At 31.3% G+C, this 21,889-nt stretch carries 24 protein-coding genes; 1 reads left to right on the plus strand and 23 read right to left on the minus strand.

What is annotated here, in order from left to right; translation table 11 throughout:
- Positions 1-51 precede the first annotated feature (51 nt).
- Positions 52-465 carry a hypothetical protein gene (locus ACJDU8_RS17030; RefSeq protein WP_406793354.1) on the plus strand — a complete coding sequence of 138 codons (414 nt, stop codon included), beginning with the start codon at positions 52-54 and terminating at the stop codon, positions 463-465.
- A gap of 92 nt (positions 466-557) precedes the next feature.
- Here the strand turns inward: ACJDU8_RS17030 and ACJDU8_RS17035 are convergent, their stop codons facing one another.
- From ACJDU8_RS17035 to ACJDU8_RS17145, 23 genes are all read right to left on the minus strand, one after another.
- Positions 558-755, minus strand: a complete 198-nt coding sequence (locus ACJDU8_RS17035; RefSeq protein WP_406793355.1) for an alpha/beta-type small acid-soluble spore protein — start codon at positions 753-755, stop codon at positions 558-560.
- Positions 756-1,218: 463 nt separating this feature from the next.
- Positions 1,219-3,687 carry a hypothetical protein gene (locus ACJDU8_RS17040; protein ID WP_406793356.1) on the minus strand — a complete coding sequence of 823 codons (2,469 nt, stop codon included), beginning with the start codon at positions 3,685-3,687 and terminating at the stop codon, positions 1,219-1,221.
- 412 nt (positions 3,688-4,099) lie between these two features.
- Entirely contained in the window at positions 4,100-4,366 is a 267-nt protein-coding gene (locus ACJDU8_RS17045; RefSeq protein ID WP_406793357.1) for a hypothetical protein, read from the minus strand.
- A 149-nt stretch (positions 4,367-4,515) separates the two neighbouring features.
- Entirely contained in the window at positions 4,516-4,929 is a 414-nt protein-coding gene (locus tag ACJDU8_RS17050; RefSeq protein WP_406793358.1) for a hypothetical protein, read from the minus strand.
- 114 nt (positions 4,930-5,043) lie between these two features.
- On the minus strand, positions 5,044-5,826 hold the full coding sequence (locus tag ACJDU8_RS17055; protein WP_406793359.1) for an N-acetylmuramoyl-L-alanine amidase: 783 nt from the start codon (positions 5,824-5,826) through the stop codon (positions 5,044-5,046).
- 21 nt (positions 5,827-5,847) lie between these two features.
- Entirely contained in the window at positions 5,848-6,135 is a 288-nt protein-coding gene (locus ACJDU8_RS17060) for a hypothetical protein (protein WP_406793360.1), read from the minus strand.
- A 122-nt stretch (positions 6,136-6,257) separates the two neighbouring features.
- The gene (locus ACJDU8_RS17065; protein WP_406793361.1) at positions 6,258-6,566 is read right to left on the minus strand and encodes a hypothetical protein; all 309 of its coding nucleotides are present in this window, start codon (positions 6,564-6,566) and stop codon (positions 6,258-6,260) included.
- Positions 6,567-6,640: 74 nt separating this feature from the next.
- A complete protein-coding gene (locus ACJDU8_RS17070; protein ID WP_406793362.1) occupies positions 6,641-7,003 on the minus strand; it encodes a hypothetical protein in 363 nt (120 codons plus the stop codon).
- Positions 7,004-7,282: 279 nt separating this feature from the next.
- Complete coding sequence (locus ACJDU8_RS17075) at positions 7,283-7,951, minus strand: hypothetical protein (RefSeq protein ID WP_406793363.1); 669 nt, start codon at positions 7,949-7,951, stop codon at positions 7,283-7,285.
- 13 nt (positions 7,952-7,964) lie between these two features.
- Positions 7,965-9,731: a hypothetical protein gene (locus ACJDU8_RS17080; protein ID WP_406793364.1), complete on the minus strand. Its 1,767-nt coding sequence runs from the start codon at positions 9,729-9,731 to the stop codon at positions 7,965-7,967.
- Positions 9,732-9,743: 12 nt separating this feature from the next.
- Positions 9,744-10,055, minus strand: a complete 312-nt coding sequence (locus tag ACJDU8_RS17085) for a hypothetical protein (protein ID WP_406793365.1) — start codon at positions 10,053-10,055, stop codon at positions 9,744-9,746.
- Positions 10,056-10,103: 48 nt separating this feature from the next.
- Complete coding sequence (locus ACJDU8_RS17090) at positions 10,104-10,979, minus strand: hypothetical protein (protein WP_406793366.1); 876 nt, start codon at positions 10,977-10,979, stop codon at positions 10,104-10,106.
- 68 nt (positions 10,980-11,047) lie between these two features.
- Positions 11,048-11,653 carry a hypothetical protein gene (locus ACJDU8_RS17095; protein WP_406793367.1) on the minus strand — a complete coding sequence of 202 codons (606 nt, stop codon included), beginning with the start codon at positions 11,651-11,653 and terminating at the stop codon, positions 11,048-11,050.
- Positions 11,654-11,665: 12 nt separating this feature from the next.
- Positions 11,666-12,664: a hypothetical protein gene (locus ACJDU8_RS17100; protein ID WP_406793368.1), complete on the minus strand. Its 999-nt coding sequence runs from the start codon at positions 12,662-12,664 to the stop codon at positions 11,666-11,668.
- 11 nt (positions 12,665-12,675) lie between these two features.
- Positions 12,676-12,936: a hypothetical protein gene (locus tag ACJDU8_RS17105; RefSeq protein ID WP_406793369.1), complete on the minus strand. Its 261-nt coding sequence runs from the start codon at positions 12,934-12,936 to the stop codon at positions 12,676-12,678.
- Between the two features lies 1 nt (position 12,937).
- Entirely contained in the window at positions 12,938-14,881 is a 1,944-nt protein-coding gene (locus ACJDU8_RS17110) for a hypothetical protein (RefSeq protein ID WP_406793370.1), read from the minus strand.
- Between the two features lie 14 nt (positions 14,882-14,895).
- Positions 14,896-16,161: a hypothetical protein gene (locus ACJDU8_RS17115; RefSeq protein ID WP_406793371.1), complete on the minus strand. Its 1,266-nt coding sequence runs from the start codon at positions 16,159-16,161 to the stop codon at positions 14,896-14,898.
- Between the two features lie 13 nt (positions 16,162-16,174).
- Positions 16,175-17,104, minus strand: coding sequence for a hypothetical protein (locus tag ACJDU8_RS17120; protein ID WP_406793372.1), 930 nt, complete (start codon positions 17,102-17,104; stop codon positions 16,175-16,177).
- An 11-nt stretch (positions 17,105-17,115) separates the two neighbouring features.
- On the minus strand, positions 17,116-17,697 hold the full coding sequence (locus ACJDU8_RS17125) for a hypothetical protein (RefSeq protein WP_406793373.1): 582 nt from the start codon (positions 17,695-17,697) through the stop codon (positions 17,116-17,118).
- Between the two features lie 12 nt (positions 17,698-17,709).
- A complete protein-coding gene (locus ACJDU8_RS17130; RefSeq protein ID WP_406793374.1) occupies positions 17,710-18,054 on the minus strand; it encodes a hypothetical protein in 345 nt (114 codons plus the stop codon).
- Positions 18,055-18,056: 2 nt separating this feature from the next.
- On the minus strand, positions 18,057-19,172 hold the full coding sequence (locus tag ACJDU8_RS17135) for a hypothetical protein (RefSeq protein WP_406793375.1): 1,116 nt from the start codon (positions 19,170-19,172) through the stop codon (positions 18,057-18,059).
- On the minus strand, positions 19,159-19,596 hold the full coding sequence (locus ACJDU8_RS17140) for a hypothetical protein (RefSeq protein WP_406793376.1): 438 nt from the start codon (positions 19,594-19,596) through the stop codon (positions 19,159-19,161). The genes ACJDU8_RS17135 and ACJDU8_RS17140 overlap by 14 nt, the downstream gene beginning before the upstream one ends.
- 12 nt (positions 19,597-19,608) lie before the next feature.
- On the minus strand, positions 19,609-21,819 hold the full coding sequence (locus ACJDU8_RS17145; RefSeq protein WP_406793377.1) for a phage tail tape measure protein: 2,211 nt from the start codon (positions 21,817-21,819) through the stop codon (positions 19,609-19,611).
- Positions 21,820-21,889: the final 70 nt, after the last annotated feature.

Below are 21,889 nucleotides of genomic sequence, written 5' to 3' on the forward strand. Positions count from 1 at the left end.
ATATTAACATAATATAAATATTGAAGTGATAAATATAAGGAGAAATAACTCGTGAAAAATTATTATTGCCCTTTTGATTACTCTGATAATTACTATGGTGACTATGATGATTATGGTGACTATTTTAGAAAATCAAACGTTAGTCCAGAAACAATACAAGATCATATTGGTCGAGTTGTACTTATCAGCCTTAAATGGCATGGTACAATCACAGCTTGTATAGATAGTCACGACGGACATACAGGTGTAGTAACTTTAACTGTATTCACACACTTTGGTCAGGCACAACTTCGTATTCACTATAGCGCTATATTACGTATTACTCCTATTCGCGTAAGCCCTAACCAGGGTAAAATGCCAACTCATGAAAATCCGTCTCATGGTACAATGCCATCCCATGGTGCTCAGCCTAATGAAAATCCGAATAAAAGTGGATGGCAGGGCTCAAATAAAAATTGGAAGTAGTTACTTTAATTCCTTCTTTTACTTGAAGGCATGATTTATTAAACATCAAAATTAAAAACCTAGTAGAAAATCCTGCTAGGTTTTAACATACTTTATTTTAAGCCCTGTTCATAGGCTTCAACGATTTTCTTAACCATATTTCCACCTATAGAACCAGCTTCTCTGGCAGTTAAATCTCCATTATATCCATTCTTTAAATTTACTCCAATTTCCCGGGCTGATTCCATTTTAAGCTTATCTAAGGCTTCTCTAGCCTCTGGTACTAGTACTTTATTACTATCACCTGGCATAATCAACACCTCTTTCTAGAGCAATTTTTAATGCTACATTTAAAGTTTGTGCATTTCTATAAAAAATACTCTAGGTAATTAGATAGCTGCTTGGAAAATAAATATAAAATATGGTGAATTGGATATAATAATTAGTGCGCATAAGAATACTTTAAAGTCACTCATTATGTTCTAATTGGTAAAAGCCCTGGAGTTTGGCTTAGGGCTTTTATTATGAAAATTTTTATTTTATCTAAAGAATACCTTAGAATACCTTATATTTTAGTTGAGATTATTTCCTAATATATAAAACTATCCATATATTAATATAATTTTTATTAAATTATATTAATATTTTTGTTGATTTTCATATATTATATGTATATACTAAAGGTGTAACCTATTTTTTAGTATATGAGGTGATAGCCGATTATTTCAATTTATTTCAATAATTTTATCTACATAAAGAAGAGGGGGTATTGAGTTATATACCCTCTTGCTTTTTCCCTAAAATTTTATCTCTTTCTTTTTCAAAACTATCTATTATATCTCCCATAAATTTATAATTTATACCAGTATTTTCTATGTATATATTTTCATTATTCTCTTCTTCTTTTAAATAATTTAGGAATTGGCTTACTCTATCTAGCCTTATTTCTAGTTGTTTATTTTTCCTATCCTCTGTACTTATCAAATCAGTAAACGATTTTAATTTATCAAGATATTTTTTTGAGTTAATGCTTGTATCCTCGCATAATCTTTCTATATACGAAAACCTTTTAACTAATACGTTTAAATAATAATATCCTGCTGATGTAATTTTTATAAATTGGGCATCTTTACATGTTGTCCTATATCCAGCCTCTGATTCAATTAGTCGTTTATTAAGTAACAAGTCTAATATTTCTTCAAAACTACTTTTGCTGTTACATATAATATTAAAATCGGAATATATCGAATCTATGGAAATAAATCCTTTACCCAATACACTACTCACAGTAACCTTATCCCAAAGATAACGCAATATTCTTAATTTAGTAAAATGAGAATAAAAGCCATCATTATCAATTTCAATTATATTTATAAATAAACTTTTATCAGAGTGGTAATACTTATAATCCCCCAGTGCTATACTTCTTATAAACGCATGAGATGGTATTACATAATTGCCATTAGTTAAATAGGTCATTATGTATTCCTTAGTATTGGTATGTCCAGAAATTAAAAATGTACTTAACATTTCCAAGGCAAGCCTAATATTATTAGCTGCTATTTTATCAAATAGATCCATTTTGTTATTACCTTTATCAAATAAAGAATCACTAAGTATACTTAAAAATTGTTTTACCTTTATTTTTATGGATTTACCACATTCATTCAACAGCATATCAATATTCCCCAATATTTCGGCACCTGCTAATATTCTTTTCCTTAGGACTTCTGAAACAGATGGAGCTGCTATATGATACGCATTCCCTCTATATGCATCTAAAGGATTAATATTTTTTAATCTCCAAAATGAATCTTCTCTCATAGACAAAATTACAATACTATTTATTCTCATACTTACGTCATGTGCAGCTGTTATGCACTTAATTTGAAATTCCTCACTTTTTTGATCTGCATTATCTATTGTTATACAAATAATTTTATGATAAATAGGATCTTGTGAAAAATATTTTAGAACATCTTCTCCAAACTTTACTTCATCACTAGTCTTTTTAACTAAAAAATCTGATATTTTTCTTTCAAATTCCACCTTATCATTATTAAATATAGGTCTTAATGCACCTTTTTTTAATCTTTCAATATCATTTTTATAAATCTCTTTAAGCATATCATAATCATCTATGTATAACTGTTCATATTTGGTTCTTATTTGATTAATAGCTTCCACATAAATTACATCTTTAACATCAATATTTTCTCTAGATTCTTTTAAAAAGTCCATATTTATCCATATAGTTTCTTTTCTTATTTCTTCTGGTAAAATGTTTTTAAAGAATCTATTTAAAAAAGTCGTTTTACCCGCGCCAACACCTCCTACCAATATCATAACTTCTCTTTTAGGTAGAAAGATATCAATACTAGCGTTTCTACTTTTCTTTATATATTCCTTTTTAAAATTTTGAGCACCTATAACTGGTAAATTCAAGTTGGGAATGCTATCTTCAAATACATTAAGGAACTGTCTATTATATTTATCTATACTTTCTTGAGAACAATAACATTTCTCCATATACTTTATATTTCTATCGGATATTAAATCTGATAGAAATATTTCGTTAAAATCCTTAATATAAATATCTATGGGATTTCTATTTATAGTTGCATAAGAATCATAAATAATATCATTTAAGCATTTCCCATGTTGAGGAATATCTCTTATTTCTGTATTATTTAAATTCAAAATTTCTAGCATTGCACTCTCCGCACTATAATAAGGATTAAATATATTGTAGAAATGTAAGAAATCGTCCAATAGATCTTCAAGGCCTCTAAAAATGTATGAATTATACCTTCCTTTAAAATTATTTCTTACAAAAACTATAAAATCTATACCATTTGAAATGCAGCCCACATTAATTTTTTTATCTTCACAATATCTATTAGCCTGATTAAATGCTTCTTTAAAATTTTTATCTTTAACCAAAACTGAGGTTGCGAATTTTTTTCCCCTTACTGGCAGATTAAATAATATGCTACTTTTTTTAGCCTCAAGTAAAAACTTATTATCATTAGTTTCAAATATATAATCTATATAATTTACTTTATTATTGTTAAAATAACTGGGTTCTCTTGTTATGCTTTTTTCATCAAATTTTAATACTTCTTTAAATATAAAATCTATTATTTTACATCTAGTATCCGTTTCACTTAGATTATTTTGTTGAAAGTTTTCTAGAGTTTTTATTTGCTTTTCTAATATATTATAACATTCTTCTATATACATATAAAAACCTTCTTTCGATAAAGCCAATTTATAATTAATTATCTTATTACTTTTATTAAGATGCAATACAGGTATTACCAAAATAATGTATAATTTTTGTCATTTAAATTATTTGCTGTATATAGTATACAATTGTATTAGTTATTACATTATTTAGTGTACAATACCAAAAGGTAATTTTCAATAATATTTTGATAAACGTATACTATACTAAAAATATTATTCAACATAACAAGTATACTTATTATCACCCTTTCATATTTAGAATTTATATTCTTATAATAAACAAAAATATAATAGTGGCCTGTAAAGACCACTAATAAACTAAAAACTCTGATACTTCAATTTTAGACAATGAAAATAAGTCCACTGATAACTAAGTCTCAGCAGACTTATTCATTTTATAGCATTGTTATCTTCTAGCATTTGGTGCATTTGGTGCTGGCTTAGCATGTGGTGCTGAATGTGTTGCTTCTGGTGCCGGTTTGGTATGTGATGTCTTGTGTGTATTCACTACTTTTGGTGCTGGTTTAGCAGGCACTTTGTACTTAGAGTTATAAACTACTCCTGGTTTGTTATTAGCTGGACTCGCATGAACCGTTGTGGCAATCCCTGTATTTAGTAACAATGGTGCTGCAATCATTGCAGCCGAAATTATCTTATATTTCAGTTTTATCATTTTTATTACCTCCTAAATTTTAAAATATTTATTGCAGCTGCTTTACTTAATATTGTAGTTATCCTTTATGGCAATTTAATGCAACACCAATGTTATTCCAATGTCATACCTATGTTTTTCCTATGTGAAATGTTAACATACTGAGTATTTTATTGACCTGTTTGATTTACTACATCTGCACTATCTGTATTAGGATTAAATGGAGGAGCTAGAAGCTGTGCATCCTTAACCTCTGTATTGATTTTCCCGCAGATAGCTTCCCTGAAATGGTCAAGTTCCTCTTGAGATATTCCTGGAATCTTCTCAAGCAAAAGTTTGTCAAATTCCTTTCTTTTCTGTTCCCCTGCCTGTGGTATGAACTTAAACTGCTGCTCTACTATATAGTAAATATCTTTTGCAATTGTATAATCTTCATTATATTGGTCAACTCCTATTTGCTTGATAAGAGCCTCTTTTTTCTTTTTAAGATAAGCAACACCTACGGTAACCCCATAAGAAGCTACAGCCCCTAAAATACTTAAAACTCCACTTGCTATTATATTTGCTAATTCTTTTCCTAACATATTATCTATTCCTCCTAAAATTTAATTTTTGATAATTTAATAAATGGCTATTTTACTAGCCTTACACAAGAAAATTCTCATTCTATCTTTTCTTTGATAAAATGAGAATTTATTTTAAAACAATCTCTTAGATCCACCCTGCCCTTTGTTATTGTTGTAGTAAACTTCTGGTGCTTCACCTTTTTTCATCACTAGATAATTTCCTCTATCTAAGTGTATGCCCATATTTCCATCCGACCTTTGTTCAATAAAAAAAGGCATACCTGGTATTTGCCAAATGTTTGGTCCCACAGGTATACTTTCCTCATATGTTGGAGCTGTTTGTATAGGCGTAGTGGCTACAATAGTCTGTGTAGTTTGGATAGATGTATCAATCCCAGTTATTCCTTTAACTATGGCAGTAGCTAATTTTTCAGCATTATATTTGTCACAGTCTGCTTTGGTATCACAGAAGAAAGGCTCTACAAGAATAGCAATCATTTTTGTATACTTAAGTACGTATAAATCAGGTCTATGCACAGAGCCTTCTCCATGTTTTGGCACTCCCAATGCATTAATTATTTCTGGATATATCCTATCTGCATAAGCCTTTCCTGAATCGCTTGCATATTCTACCTCACACCCTGTGGCTTTATCAGTTTCATAAGCATTTACATGCATACAAATATGAAGTTGTGAACCTATAGAATTAGCTTTGTTCACTCTATAGGCTAGTGATTGTGGCAAAGTTAAAGCTGGGCTTGCTGGTGGTGTACAATCATATAGGGTATGTCCTAATTTTGTTAGTTTAGCCACCACAATTGGACCATATTGTCTAATTACCGTTTCCTCGTTTAGATATCCAGAAGCTCCTCTGTCTTGGCCTGTTCCATGCCCAAAATCATAAGTCATTATCATTTATATCATTTCCTTTCTTACTTATTTAAAAATTCCTTTTTCTATTGCAAAAATAAAGAAACCTGCCAATAAAACTATAATTGTTATTAACAAGTTTCTATTTTGCTCCACAAGCTTTTCTATTTTAGAATTTAATTCATTCACAGCTTTCGTTAAACCTTCCATTTCTTTTGTTCTTCCAGCTGAAACATTTTGCAATGAATGAATTTCTTCACTATGCTTATTAAGTCTATTATTTTGTAGCTCTAATGTATCATCGATTTGTTTATGTTTTTCCTCACATAACTTTGCATCATAGCATTCACTCATAATTACCTCCTGTTTCTGAATAAGATAAAAAGTTCTGGATTCCTCCAGAACTTTTATGAACATCTACTTTAAACTATTAATTAATATTATTTATAATTTATTTTTCTTTTTCGAATTTTACTTTATAGGTTATATTTAACGTTTTTGATTCCTAATCTTTCATTACAATCATTGTATAGCCATTTTTTAAATTCATCTAGTGATTTAAATTCACGTTTTCCTATGCCATTTTTTTTAAACACAACAATTAAATTATTGTTAAGTGCTTCTTCACACTTTTCAATGCAATTTTCCAGGATTAGTTTACTTTTTTCCCTGTGGCACTCTTGTCCATTATTTAATATTGTTAGATTATCATAAAATTCTTCCATATTAACTAATAATTTATCATTTTGTTTCATGAATATATCCTTATCTATTGGAGTATTCATATTATCACAACCTCCTTTAAAAAACTTTGGTACTTATTTTATTCGCTTTACATTATTTCTTAAAATAATAAACCTTAATCCTTTAGTCTTTCATAATTTTTAACTATCATTTCATTAATCGACCTATCTTCTAATTCAGATAAATTATAAAATCTGCAGCTTTGCCTCTCATTAGCATCTTTAGAATTAGCTATTAAATAAGGCCTAATGTCTAGGGTAATATAATCTCTATGGCTCCAATATGTCAGTATGTTTTTACCTCTAGTCAAAGATTGCTCATAAGCTTTTGTTGGAACGACTATAATCCCATTATCTCCTCTTTTAATTATAACTACATCAGGAAAACCTTGAATAATATTATCTAAATAATTGGTCATTTCTACAACTTTTTCATTTGCAGATTTACTATATTCTATCTTTTTTAAAATAGTTCCCATATAATATACCCCCTAACTTGTATAATTAATATATTTAGGTTAATATATCATATTCCGCACAACAAGACAAAATAAAAAAGCTATCTCTAGCCCCTATTCTACCACGTTATAATCTAATGCCTCACACAAGGATTTGCATTCATCCTCTGAGGTAAAAGTTTTACCTGTAAAGGGATTAAAGGGTTGAATATATCCTAATGTTCCATATCCTCATTATACCCTTCTACTCTTAATCCCTTTGAGTCATTGATTATTTTATAGCTCATTAAATCATCCTCCTTATATACCATCATATACACTGATGGGTATTACATTAATAGTTAGTTGTATAAGACTCCCATCTGACATTATAATATTAGATACTGTAGTTCCTGTTAGGAATATAACACCTGAGATAGTTGCTGTAGAGGTATCAAAACTTAAACTAGCTGGTAAATTATCTATAGAAGATATTTTAACTCCTTCAACTGAAGTCTTTAAGGTAATACTACAAGTTCTTCCTGATACTAGGGTTAATTCTACTCCAGTAGCTCCTCCTGATTGTTTAGGCATAGGGTTTACTATAACTATGGAGCCATCCAACTGAACTGTAATATTCCTACTATATAGAGTATCTACCAATAGACTGTTTTTCCAAATATTATATATCCAAGTTTGTGGAGTAGCTGGAGTAAAAATTTCGGGATTACTCTTTTTAACATTTAAAGAAACTACCTTAATTACTGGTCCTGCTTGGTCTTGAAAATTAGTATTAGTTTTTAATACCAAAATTCTATGATTATTACTTTTATAGTTTGACCCTAAAAAACCAAATTTATTATTAGTGGGGGCTATAATATTATTGATTTTACTAATATTTATTGTACTTGCATTGATAGAAGATACTCTAGGCCCCCCAAGGGCATTTCTATAAATATTTACATAATCACTTAGAGTAATATTTGACATTGATTATCACCCCTTAAACTGCTGGTACAATATTAGTATATACGGATATCATTCCATCTCCCTGAACTTTAATAGGCACAGAAATATCCACAGAAGCATTAGTTGTAATATTAATAGTTTTTGTTCCTGTGCTTGTAAATATAGCATTTCCTTCCAGCAACAATTGTAAGTTGGTAGCTACTCTATTCCCAGCATTATCTCTAGTAGATACATTTACATTGGAATCTATATCCTGACCCTGATAGGTGAGATTAGAATCAGCAAAATCTGTGTTAACTAATATAATAGCTCCCACTGAGAATACTTTTATTTTTGCGTCATTTACTAAACCATCTAAACTTGTTACATACCATACTCTCTCTAATTCATCTATTCCACAGGAATAAATAGACTCATTTATTGTATCTTGTAATATAAGTTTTGAGGTTGTAGTATCTACTGTAAATATATCTAATCCATTCTGTCTAACTACCAGTATATTTTTAGCATTATTCATTGGAAAAACTGCTTGAGGTATATCAGCACTTCCTCCAGGACATGGTCTATAGTCTACTAACTTAAGAGTATTTCCATTAATCTCAAATAAGTACATATAACAATAAGATGCATAATTAGCTGGGGTATTAGTTAAGTTAGTTGTAGCAGAAGTATTTGAAGTATTAGTGGCAATTAGGTATTCTTTACCTCCAAAATTTAAATAACTCAATATAATATTAGTACACTCAACACTTCTTATTGAGGCACCTATCTCAGGCATATGGTAAAGAGCTGGAACTAACCCATTCAAATCTACTGTTATAGGTACTTGTGTAGCAACTCCATTGTTTAAGTCAATGGTGGCCTTACCTATAGTATATTTAGCTCCTCTATAAGCTGTATCCTCAACAGTTGCATCTACATAATAAACAGTACTATTATCCAAAGTAAGAGCTGGCTCAAAGTGAAGGTCTTGAGCATAAGCAGTATTACTAGGAGTAGTTACACCTATTGTGAGTAAATTAGTAATGGATAAATCTACTATGGATATTTTAGATATTGCAAAAGTAATTTTAATAGTATAACCACCAGTACTGGTTGGTACTCCTGTTTGTATAGAATGTAATACAATTAAATCCCCCACAGAAGTTTTACCAATAATATTATGGATATATCCTAAAGTACAAAGAGTTATGGTAGAAATTGCCCCTGTAGATTTATTAAAACACCTTAAAGTACCTTCTTGTCTACCAGTATTATCCGTATTAACTGTACCACCATATCCAACTCGGCCTGTTATAAATCTATTATCGTCCAAAGCAATGATACCAGTTTTATAATTGCCTAAATCTGCTGAATTAATCCAAGTAATCTTATTAGTACTTTTACTTATCACTAGAACAATACTACTTTTATTGGTAGCTGCAAGTGTACCAGTTGGGGCAAGCACCACTTCATCACCATTACTTAATCTAGCATTATTCTTTAATAGTGTATTTACAGGTAAATAAGGCATCCTATAGGGAAATTTATTAGAATCTGCCATATCTCTATCAAAAACTCTAGTAGATGTATAAGGACAAGTCATAAATCCTATAGTATTTAAATAGTATCCTTTAATTCTATCTTTATAAAAGGTTATAGGAGCTAAAGTATATTTATCACAAGGGATACCATCTAAATAAATAGCATCATCAGTCTCTAAAAATATAGGTATTATTGAACTATACGTATAATAACTGAGCAGACTAACCATATTACTTCCTATAGACTTATTTGCTCCTAGGTCTTTAAAAACACTCATTTTATCACCTCTTTATATTTTCTTTGTTATCATATTAATTGTCCCATCACCATTAGCCTGTATTACTAAATTACTTCTCTGAGTATCTAGTGAAATAGTTCTTTGTGGGGGGATTACTCCTCCATATAAAACTATATTATTAGCTAAAAGCTGAAAGGATAAACTTTTCACATCAGAGGTATTTATAACGTCTATAATAGAGTCTAATACTACTCCATCTATAGTACTTAAGTCAGCAATAGTAGTAAGTGATGTAGTAGAAAAATTTTGATTTAATACTGTGTTCGAGGATTTTAAATCATCTAAAAGTACAACCTTATTCATCAATATCCCCCTTATAATAAAATTAGGGAGGACCTATCCTCCCATTAATTACCCTATAATAACCACATCTATTGTTCCTGTGGCAGGAGCTGTGTCAAAAGTAAGAGTAACTTTATCAGTTGCTCTATGAACACCACAATCAACCTCATTATCTGTAGTATTATCATATACAGAAACTTGCAAAGCTTTAGTGGCTAAAGAGTGTGGAACATCTATAGAAGTGGCAGAGCCATCACCAATAGTAGCAGTAACTTTTTTAAGTAAGGTTGCACTAAGTTTTAAGCCAGCTGCATCTACTGACAAAGAACTATCTGCAATCTTAACCTTTAAACTTCCATCTTCATTTTGTTCCAAACCATCACTAGCTATATCTGTTCCTAGTTTAGATTTATTAATTGCTTTATCCTTAATTTCTAACTTACCATTAGCATCTACACCAATAGATATATTATCAAACAGTACATTAAAAGTACCACTTACATTCTCTAAAGCAGTTCCAGGAGCAACAGCAGCAAAACCACCATAAGACCAAGTACCTGAAGTATACTTATAGAATTGATTGTCTCCCCTATTAAAGCAAAGAATACCCGAGCCATGAACAGATACATCACAAGCAACTACAAAAGCAGAACCATTGTATTGAACTATATCCCCATTCTCCACCCCAGAAATAGCTCCAAAGGAAGCATTTAAGGCAGCTACATTAGTTACAATATATCTAGAACCATTAGTTAAGGTTGGTGCTAAAGTAGCATCTGTCTGTATTCCAGCAACATCACTTTGATAGTCTAAACCAGCTATAGCAGATTGAATTTGAGCCAATACATAACTTTTACTAGTTACATCTCCATCATTGGTTGGTGTCGGTATATTTACCAACCTAGTTACTCCACCAAAATCTAAACTCATTAATTGTTTTCTCATAATAATACTCCTCCAATTTAATTTTTTATATTAAAAGACCTAAAAGCTTTATATAAAACTTTTAGGTCTTATTTACTACATATACATTTACCTGTAAAAGGTATATCAAAACTAACTATACAACTGTCTATATCTCTATAATATATACCACAATTTATTTCATTGTCTTCATTATCTACTACCAATACCCTAGGATATTGACATTTTAAATTATGTTTTACTTCCCAGGAGATTAAAGGACTTACTTGAGTATATACAAAAGGTCCCGATGAGCCTGGTGTATTTAAAGTATTACTACCTAGCTTTAATATAGTTACAGAATATGTGGGTAATACCTCTTTTGTAAAAGATATAGTTGTATTACTGGTTTTGGTATAATCCACTCCTTCAGTCATCTTTACACCTTCACGAAAAACCCATAGAATACCCTGAGTAGAATCTGGGGTATTAAATATTTGCTGAGGTGAGGCTCTATCTGGACTACTTTCAGGGTATTCCATAATCTCAGTACCTGATACCTCATTGACTAAATCATTTACTAAGCTTTTTACTGTATTCAGTAATCCATCTATATGAAAACTACTATAGGTAGATTGAGTTGAACTACTGGTATCATCTATAGCAGTACCACTACCTCCTGAGTTAATATTTTGTATTTTAAAAAATACACTCAATCTTTCACCCCCTTAACCAATAGATAGTTGAAATTCTCTAACTGTATAAGAACTATCATTTACTGATTTTATTATTTTAACATAGACATCAATAGTTTGATTTGGAGCTATACTTGTAATTGCTAAAGTATTAATAAAGTTTTGACCATCTAAACTTAGTTGTACTAAATCATCAGAATCATCAGTAGTACTTATACTTAAATTATTATAGGTATCAGCAGTAGATATATTCTTAATAGATACTTTCTCACAAAAAGAATCCAATAAAGTAGGATTTACTACCACAATTCCTTTATATAGGATTTCTAAGTCATAAGGACTTAAAACAAAAACATCTCCATAATTAATATCTAGATTATCTATTGAGTATATTGTATTCCCCTGTGGGTCAAGAAAAATCAATTTTCCATTTGGTACACAATAATCTAAGATTATTTGTGTTTGTAAATTTTCATCAAAAGTTCTTCGTTTTAGTTCATTTCCTTCAGAGTCTTGTAATATTGCAACTGTATTTTCAGGTAGATTTTGTATAGTAATATACGAATTTTTATATATTCTATAGTCTTGTAAAGTAAAAGGATAAGAAGAATCACTTTTCTTTTTAAATCCCTGTCTAGTTATACTATCAATTAATTTATCTCCTCCAGCATTAAACCAGTTTTTACAATCATTTGAGTAGTATACCTGAATATATCCATCCTCTACCACTATTTTCCAACAATTACTCTGTCCTGAAATATCATCTCGAATACCACAGATTTCACTATCGCCTCCTATATAAACCTCCATATAGTCATTGGGAGAATAATAAGCCCAGTTTTGTTTTTCTATTTCAATTACAAAATTTTGTTGTTCAAATTTTCTTTCTATATAGTCATCACTTACTAAACTTATAGTATTATTAGTAGTATCTCTAGTAAGAGTGGCTGACCCAACATAATCAGCCATATCTGAGGTAATATAGAAATTACCTATTTCAAGTCTTCCATCTTCTACTTTTATAAGTTTCATATCATCACATCCTATACATTAGGCTGCATAATATAATCATAAGGTACAAATTCAACTACTTGTATACCTAAACTTCCTGTTCCATTTGCTAATAGTATTTTTGCCTGCTCCAGAACATCTGCATAACAATTGGTTGAGTAAGATTTTATAGCAGTTCCACTATCATCAGTTATCCCTCCATAATTAAGTAAAACCAATGAATTATTCTGAAGTATGCCCCATTCCTTTTGACGAGGAGTTTTAAAATCTATTTTACTAGGAATTGTAGCCACATTAATCACCTCCAAATATATATCTTTTTTCAGTTTGAGAATCTATATAATAATATCTTTTACCTTTTACTTTATCTAAGCTTTTCATTAAATCATTATTTTGAGCCATCCGATTAAAACACCTTTCAATATCCATAGCTTTGGGGTTTCTCCACAAAGGTACAATATTAAAATGGTGTTGTTTTAGGTAATCTATAAGGTTACCTACTAAATTTCCTATAGCCTGTAATCCCGTATCTATTTCTAAGAAGTATACTTTCTCAGCTTCCCACCTTATCCACCTATAGGCTCTATAATAATCTTCATTAGGTTTTGATGTACTTAAACTATGCCAATCATAAAGCAATTCCATTATAAATTGCATGGATTCTTTACCTGTGCAGCATAACCATCCTTGTACATTACTATGCCATATCTCAAGTATAATATTTACTAAATCCAGCATAATCTCTATACTAACAGGATAGGTAGGTACACCCCAATCTATTCCCAAGTCTTGACCCCAGTTAATTGGGTGCTCACTAAGTCTTAAATATTGATAGTCCACATTAGCTAGTAGATTTTCATTGTAAACAAAGTCTTTATTAGGAATTATTATATTGTCTATTGGCTCTGTGGCAGTTAGCCACCACCATCTTTTGATTATCTCTATATATCTATTAATATTCTTGTCAATATAAATATTTTTATTAGGTGTATTATTTAAGTATATAAGGCCATTTAAAATTTCTATATTAATACCAGTTACTTGTAAATATTGTGATTCTGAGGATATATTAAGATTATTACTATTATTTCTTATTACCCAGGTTTCTTGTAGTTTAAGTATATTAAATATACTTATTTCATTAATATCTTTATATCCATCATACTTAACTACCCTTTTCCCAGCATTTTTTCTTATATATTTATCATATAAAACTTTTTGTATTCTATTAATTAAGGACTCAGATATAGAGTATATATGGTCTATATTATTAATTCTATGATATGAAGTTTTATATGCTGTGGATTCATTCATATACTTAGAGAGTCTTTCAGTCATTATTCTACATAAAGATAATAAAGATATACTCTTACTCATACTATTTATATTAGTTCTTTCTAAGTTTAATCCATCATTATATATAAGAATTTCTTTTAATATATACTCTCGAACTTGATGACTTACCTTTAATAAGTTTACTTCCCTATATCCTGGTAAGTTAAAGTATTGCACAATCTTAAATTCATCTATAGATTTAAATAACAACCTCTTACACATCTTTGTCTGTAGAAAATTAATTATATCCCATTGTTTCTTAGGCTTCATTGGTTTTATCTCATCATTAAGATAAAATTGAGGGATGGGTGTTTTAAAATACTTAATCACATTTATAATATTTAAATCTAATTTCTCATTAGAACTCATTTTACTTAAACTAACTTTATAAAATTCTAACTTCTTTTTATCTATAAATAAATTAGTATTTTTAAACATTTGGAGTTGTGCTTTATCCAGGAATAAGTTAGTATGCTTATAGAGTCCTAATTTTTTTCTATCCAAAATTTTAAAGTCAACTAAAAACATCTTATGAAAAATACCCTTATATAATATTTTATTCTCAGCTTTTAAAAATTCTTTTACTTTTAATTTAAGGAATAATTCATCATATTTATTTATTTCCTTAGTTTTCTCTTTAAGATATTTTTCATCTCTATCTATATTACAACTTCTCTTAATCAAAGATAGAGATTTACTTTTAGGTATAATATCTATATTGTGAGTATTGAATTTTAAACTCTTACCACATTTAATAGTATTCATATCCCCATCTAGTTTTCTAAGAAATTTAATAGAGCTATCTTTTATTAATAGTAAAGTTTCTTTATATTCAAAAATACCTTTATATGAAACTCCACAAATATACTTAAATTTTCCTAATGGAATAGTATATTGAGGCATTTATATCACCTCTGCTATTCTACAGATTGATAACACCTTATAGCAACACAATAATTAATATTAGCACTGTTATTTAAGAAGTTATATGGTGCTGTAATTTTAAATTTCCTATAATTCTCCTCCTGGTCTGTATCTTTCATAAATGTTAGTTTATCAGCATCATAGATACTTGAAGCATCTCCTACAAGTATATTAATTAATTTTCCTCTTTCCATATCCACAGGATGAACTATGGTAACATCTGAAAATTGGTGTTTTTTATGGTCCCATCGAGAACCTTCTACATTGCATTTATCCATGAAAGGATTAGTTGCATAAAAAGCAGGGTAGTGGGGCTGATAAGGCATACCTATTTTGGTTGCCAGCATACACACATCAGTTATCCCTGTACCTGTTCTTACACCATAAGGATTACTATAGTTGGGTTCTACATCGGCTGAAGTAGTTACTCCAAAATTATATTCATCATCTGTATAAGCACTATCTTCTACAGGCTTTACTGCTCCCATATAAGCATAACCAGTTAAGTAATTTTCATAAGGTGCCACATCAGCCGAAGGGTCACCTCTTAATACTAAGTTTATGGCATCCTTTGTAACATTAATCCAGTATTGTACAGGTAAAAAGTCTTGTATTTGATTTTGTAAACTTGCATACCAAGACAGTCTATAATTATATAATTTTCGTTGGGACGTTGATAAAGGTATAACTAAGTCACTTCCATCCGAATTAATCTTATCTGAAAACTCTATTCTTAGGTTATTTAAAGATGATGTATATTGGTTTTGAATAGCTACTACATAATCAGCATATTCCTGTGGGTCATCAAATATAGCATTACTTCCATCACTACCCTTTGGAGTTACTCCAGCCATTATTTCTAGTACCTGTGCATCTGTTCTCTGTCCATTGACAACAGGCTTTAATTTCTTAAATACTTGAATAGCTGATTTATCATCTGATGACATATCTTTGGATTCTCTCCATATTTTCACGTAAAAAGTTTTTCCATAACTAGTAGTAGTAGATAATATAACAGTATCATTTTGATTAGTTACTGTGGTAGTAGTTGCTACTTTATCTGTTGTACTTCCATCAGTTATTAAGTTTACTACCTGAGGTGTTCCAGCTGCCCCTATGCTATCAATATTGTTTGGATAGACTAGAGACCATTTATATATATCCTGAGGTTTTTGAGTTATCTCCTGTACTAAAGTCTTTATTAGATTCTTTACACTAGCACTTCCTTCATTATAGTAAAAATTTTCTGTTATTGCCATCCTTATCCCTCCTTTATAAAGTTCCAGGCATATCAGTTACAATTTTGGTGGTTAAATCTATACTACATACTCCGAAGAATTCTCCATTAGGTAAAACCCTGATATTATACTCTTTAAGTAATGTTGTATTATCATAAACCTTAACATTTACAGGTTCATTCAAAGCAACTGAGTTGTAGTTATTTATATATATCTTTAGTACTTTACCCTCATATCCTTTAACTGATAACGTTTCAGGACTATCATTATCTAAGTGTTCTGTATAATCACAGTCTAAGTAAAAATCATTTTCCTGTTTATTTTCCCAAGACACATGTAGATTATCAATATACCCATGTAAATCCATATCACATGAGGTATTTTTTTCCCATTGCATTACTACAAATATATTCTCTGGAGCTGGTTGTTGTAAGTATTCTAATTCTATAGTTACCTGTCTACTATTTCCTGAATTATTATGGTAGTTTAAATAGATAGGTACTCCAGCTGAAACTCTATAATAGGTATTAAAATACTTATGCTCTCCCAATTCCTTTGTGACAGCATGGTCTATTACTGTATTCTTATCTATAAGTAAACTATAACAGTCATCTTTTTTCCAACCCGTTTGATTTATTCTTATACCTGTTAGATAAATGTCTCTATCAAATACAAAGAATTGAGAATATAATCCTTTAATAGCTGGTACATCTATATATTCTCCTTTTACTTTTTGGTCTCCCTTTATAATAACTGAAATAAATTGTTTTATCTGTAAAGCAATTTGTATATATTTATGACTAGGTAGAATATCCTCTATTTGTTGTAATAGCTGTTGAATCTGTTCAGCATCTAATTGAGGATATTTATTAGTAATAGCGTCCATAATGGATTGGTCTAAGTCCAGGGATTTTAAGTCATCTATTAATTCATCGGAGTTTATAATATACTTTGCAAGTCCCATAGTCTTCTCCTTTAGGAACTAGTATCTACAGTAGATGAGTCTTCCAGTATATTAATATCAACCCACACTACTTTGCTAGAACCACTATTATTATGAAAAGTAATATCTACCTTTTGGCCAGCTGTTACAGTATAAAAGGAATTAAAGGATTTGTTTTCCCCATATTCCTTAGTCCTAACCCCATCAAAAAGAAGGTTTGTTTCTACTTGTAAATCCCAAGTATCCTGAAAGTTCCAAGCTGATTGAGAGTAGGTTATACCTGTAATTTTACCATTTCTAGGTACCACAAATTCTAAAGTATAACTTCCTACAGTAGCTGGTATTTGAATCATATCTCCATAGATTCTTTGAGTACCACTTATACCCAAACTACCTGATAATCCATCAAGTTTAACTCCTAAAGCATTTAAAGCGTCAATTAAATTATTATAATCTACCCCTTGTACTTTATCTCTTATCTGAGTTAGTAGGTCTTCTATAGCACTTGTAGGCATAGTTATACTTCCAACATCTACAGTAATACCATCTTTAAGATAGCCACCTAAAGCCTCAGCCAGTTCATCAAAATTTACAACATAACTTGGTAAGCTCAATGGGATCACTCCTTAAACATAATCTATATTATCAACTAGATTATTTGAATCTTTATTAATTTGTACCGTCTTAGTACTACCATCAGGATAAGTTGTTTTCACTTGATATACTTGACCATCACTGTTTCTAATTAACTCCTCACTCCATTGGTCAGTTCCAATCCCGTAGACACACTTAGTCACTTTCTTCGTAGATGAATCCCTTATAAGCTGAACAGGATATTCTACGAGTTCCCCAGTGTATTCAGATGTGCCTGTATCTATTGATATCTTATTCTTAAGATCCCTTTTCCTAAGTTCCTGGTTTAATACATAGACTACAGGTTCCCTAAAATTCTTAAACCCATTGTTTGACATAATTAACTAGCCTCCTTTATAATGCCGGAGGCTAGTAATACTGGTATTTCGTATATAGTTGTTTTATCCCTCATACCTTCTAACTGTAAAGTATCTGTATAACCATCTGCTGTTACCTCTGCCTCTACACCAACTACTAAATAATATCCAGGATTAGTATTGTCTCTTAATAGTTTTACGACATGTCCCAAATCAATATTTTTGTTGCCTCCAGTTGGCAATATAGTTAGAGGTGTACTTTTTCTCCAATATTCAAGATATTTCCATCCTACTACAGCTTTTCTTTTTTCTTGAGTATTAGCCAGTGCATTATCCAAAGTTTCATACCACTTTTCACCATTAAGGTATTCAGTCATTGAAGGGTCTTCGAATTTATCATATACAGTTTGTGTTTTATCTCCAACTTTTATATCACAAGTTATTTTTAAAATATTCCTCATAAGTGTTGCATCTCGGCCTGCAATATCTGAAGCGTTATTTGAACTATCTTTGTAAACCCAATCAAAATGGTTGGCATCCCCACCCCCCTCAATGTACGAGGGATATTGTTCTTCAAGTATGATGGTTCCACTTTTGCTGCACCTTATATTTGCATGCATTGTTTCCAAAAGACTCTGTATAACATCTGCATACACTGTTCCTTCTGATATTTTTAGATTAGAAATATTATAATTATCTCCACCTGCATAATGGAAGCTTAATCCTGCTCTAATTACCAAGTCTGCAATCACATTTACTGCAGTGGTATCAGTATAAACTATATCTTCATTGCTTGCATTTAAAAGTCTGTAAAACATATCATGACAGGTTAGGGTTATGATTTTATCTTCTTCATTATATTCATACTTTTTTATAATTCCCGAAAATTCAACATCATTATCAAAATAAATTTCAATACGTGCATAGTTATCAATTATTCCAGTATTACCGCCCTGATAATTTGCAAGAGGTAACTTTTCACACTCTGCGACTATAGTAGATTCTGTAACCTGGGTATCTCTACACCTATTCATCCTTATGCTTGTAAGGCTATTTTTAATAGTAACTTTATCTGCCTCCTCAATACCATAGCTTATATAGCCTTTTTTCTTGTATATAATTACACTACAATCCATCATCATCACTCACCCATCCGGAAACATCATGGTTACAGAGCATTTCAAGGGATATATAATATATATCTCCCTCAACTGAAGTATCTAAGTCATACTTATTTTGAAAGTAGCCTTTGTATGGTATGCCAAATTCATTTATTAATGTAAATCTTTCAATATACCTACTAACAAAATCAAGGTATTTCTCTGCATTTGCCTGTGTTTCCACATCTGTTTCCCCTTTAATCTGGAAAGCTACAGTAAACTCCACAATACAATCGCTCTTTACATTGTCTTGAAATTGACTATAACCAGATATGGTCCTAACAGCCTTTCTAAAATAAGCAGGACGAGGTGGCTTATAATTAGTTATAACACCTCCTGTATTAACCCCATTACTATATTGCAGTTCTATATCGAAAGCATCCAATCTTGATATATCAGCCAACGAAGCCACCTCCTAGTCCCTTAAAACATCATTCATAAATAATTGTGCCATGGCATCTTTAAGTGCATTTCCTGTCATAGATTTAACTTCACCTGCAAGTTTTTTAGTGCCTTTTTCTCCAGTATCAGCTACAGTCACGTAAAGAGTTATTTTAGGGTTAAAATCAAGTATTTTACTTGTACTAAGATTATTTATTCTGTTTAAAGTTTCTTTTGAAGAACCACTATAAGCACCACTTAAGGCAATATCATCAAGTTTTGAAAAATCTGGTTTTGTTTTCCCTAAATTCTTAATCCCATTGGCCCACCTTAATAATCTTTGTTTTATTGGATTCTCCATTTTATCCATACCAATTATATATCCTTGTCCTGTATTAACGGCATATTCAGTGAAAACAGTTGATGGAGAGTGTATACCCAAATGTGATGTAAATACTTCTTTTATAGAACCTGCTATAGAAGCAACTTTATCTTTTATCTTCCCTGCCATACTGCTTATACCTTGAAATAGCCCTTCAAAAATGAATTTACCTATAGCTTTCATGACATTTCCTAGACCGGAAAATATTAATTTCCAGCCTTCAACTGCTGCCTTAATGAATGCACCAAAACCTTTAAAGAGTATAATCCATCCTTCCACTGATATTTTTAGAAGCTTGCTGAACCCAGTAAATATAAGTCCCCAGCCTTTAACTGCAGCACTAATAAATTCCCCTACAGCTTTAAATATACTTTTTATAGCATTTCCAAAGCCGGCTGCATATTTTTTAAATGAATCCCAGTGTTTTATGACTTCATATACTATCAGAGCAAGCCCTGCTATTATTCCAACCGTAATTAAAACAGGGGGACTGATTAATCCTGGGAGAGCACTAAATGCACTAGCTGCAGATCTGACTCTTGTAAAGGCACTACCCATTGCCTTCATAGCAGTTCCTATTTTACCTACGGCACCAACTACCGTTGCAGTTGACGTTATAACTTTACTGAATATAAGCATGACAGGACCAAATGCAGCCGCCGCAATCCCAAGGTAAACAATAACTGTTTGGATTGGTTTAGGTAAGTTGGAAAATCCATTAGCCAATGCAGCTATAAAATCAGCTGCCTTTTTTATCCCAGGTGCCAGTACATCTCCAATTCTTATGCCCATAGTTTCAATGGAACCTTTCATTGCCTCTATAGCACCCTTAAGGTTATTCTGCATAGTATCAGCCATTTCTTTTCCAGCACCATCACAATTCTTCAACTCTTTTTCAAGGCTCCTGAATTTATCTGGTCCTTGATCCACCAGAGCAAGCATTCCGGACATAGCTTCTTTCCCAAACAAGGTTTCCATGGCACTCGCTTTTTGCTGCTGTGTTAATCCTGAAGTTTTGTCTTTAAGCTGCTGTATAACATCCCCTAAAGGAAGCATTTTTCCATGGGCATCAAAGAAATTCATTCCTAGTTCTTCCATTACAGCTGACGCTGCCTTAGTGGGACTTGCCAAACTAGTAAGAGCTCCTCGAAGTGTAGTTCCGGCTTGTGACCCTTTAATACCAGCATTACTTAATAATCCTATTGCAGCAGTGGTATCTTCAAAAGAAATTCCAAGTGAATGGGCAACTGGAGCAATATATTTCATGGCTTCACCAGTATCAGTTATCCCTGCGTTTGTATCTGCTGCAGTTTTCGCCAGCACATCTGCTACATGAGTGGCTTGACTGGCTTCCATTCCAAAACCCCTAAGAGAACTTCCTGCTATATCTGCAGCAGTGGCAATATCAACATCACCTGCAGCTGCCAAGCTTAACATACCAGGCATGGCAGATAAAATTTCATTTGTCTTGAATCCTGCACTTGCTAAATTTTCTTGGCCTTCAGCTGCCTCTGTGGCACTAAAGTTTGTATCAGCCCCTAATTGAATAGCCTGTTCTCTTAATTTATTAAACTCATTTCCTGTAGCTCCACTTATAGCCTGAACTTTACTCATTTGAGCTCCAAAGTCCATAGATGTTTTTACTGCTGCTGTGCCTATTCCAACTAAAGGCAGTGTTACAGCTGTAGTTGCAACACTGCCGACACCTTGCATTGCACCACTCAAACTTTGTATTCTAGTCTCTGCAGAATTGTTTGAGTTCATAAATTGCTTCATCTGCTCTCCGGCACTGCTTAGTCCACCTGTAAACCTTGAAGTATCAAGTTCCATGAAAGCAACTACAGTTCCGGCATCTATTGCCAAATTTTCACCCCCCTTTTAGGGCATAAAAAATACACCCTATTAGAGTGTCTTATTGTGTTTCATCATCCAT

The sequence above is a fragment of the Candidatus Clostridium eludens genome (assembly GCF_045310515.1).
GTDB lineage: Bacteria > Bacillota > Clostridia > Clostridiales > Clostridiaceae > Clostridium_B > Clostridium_B eludens.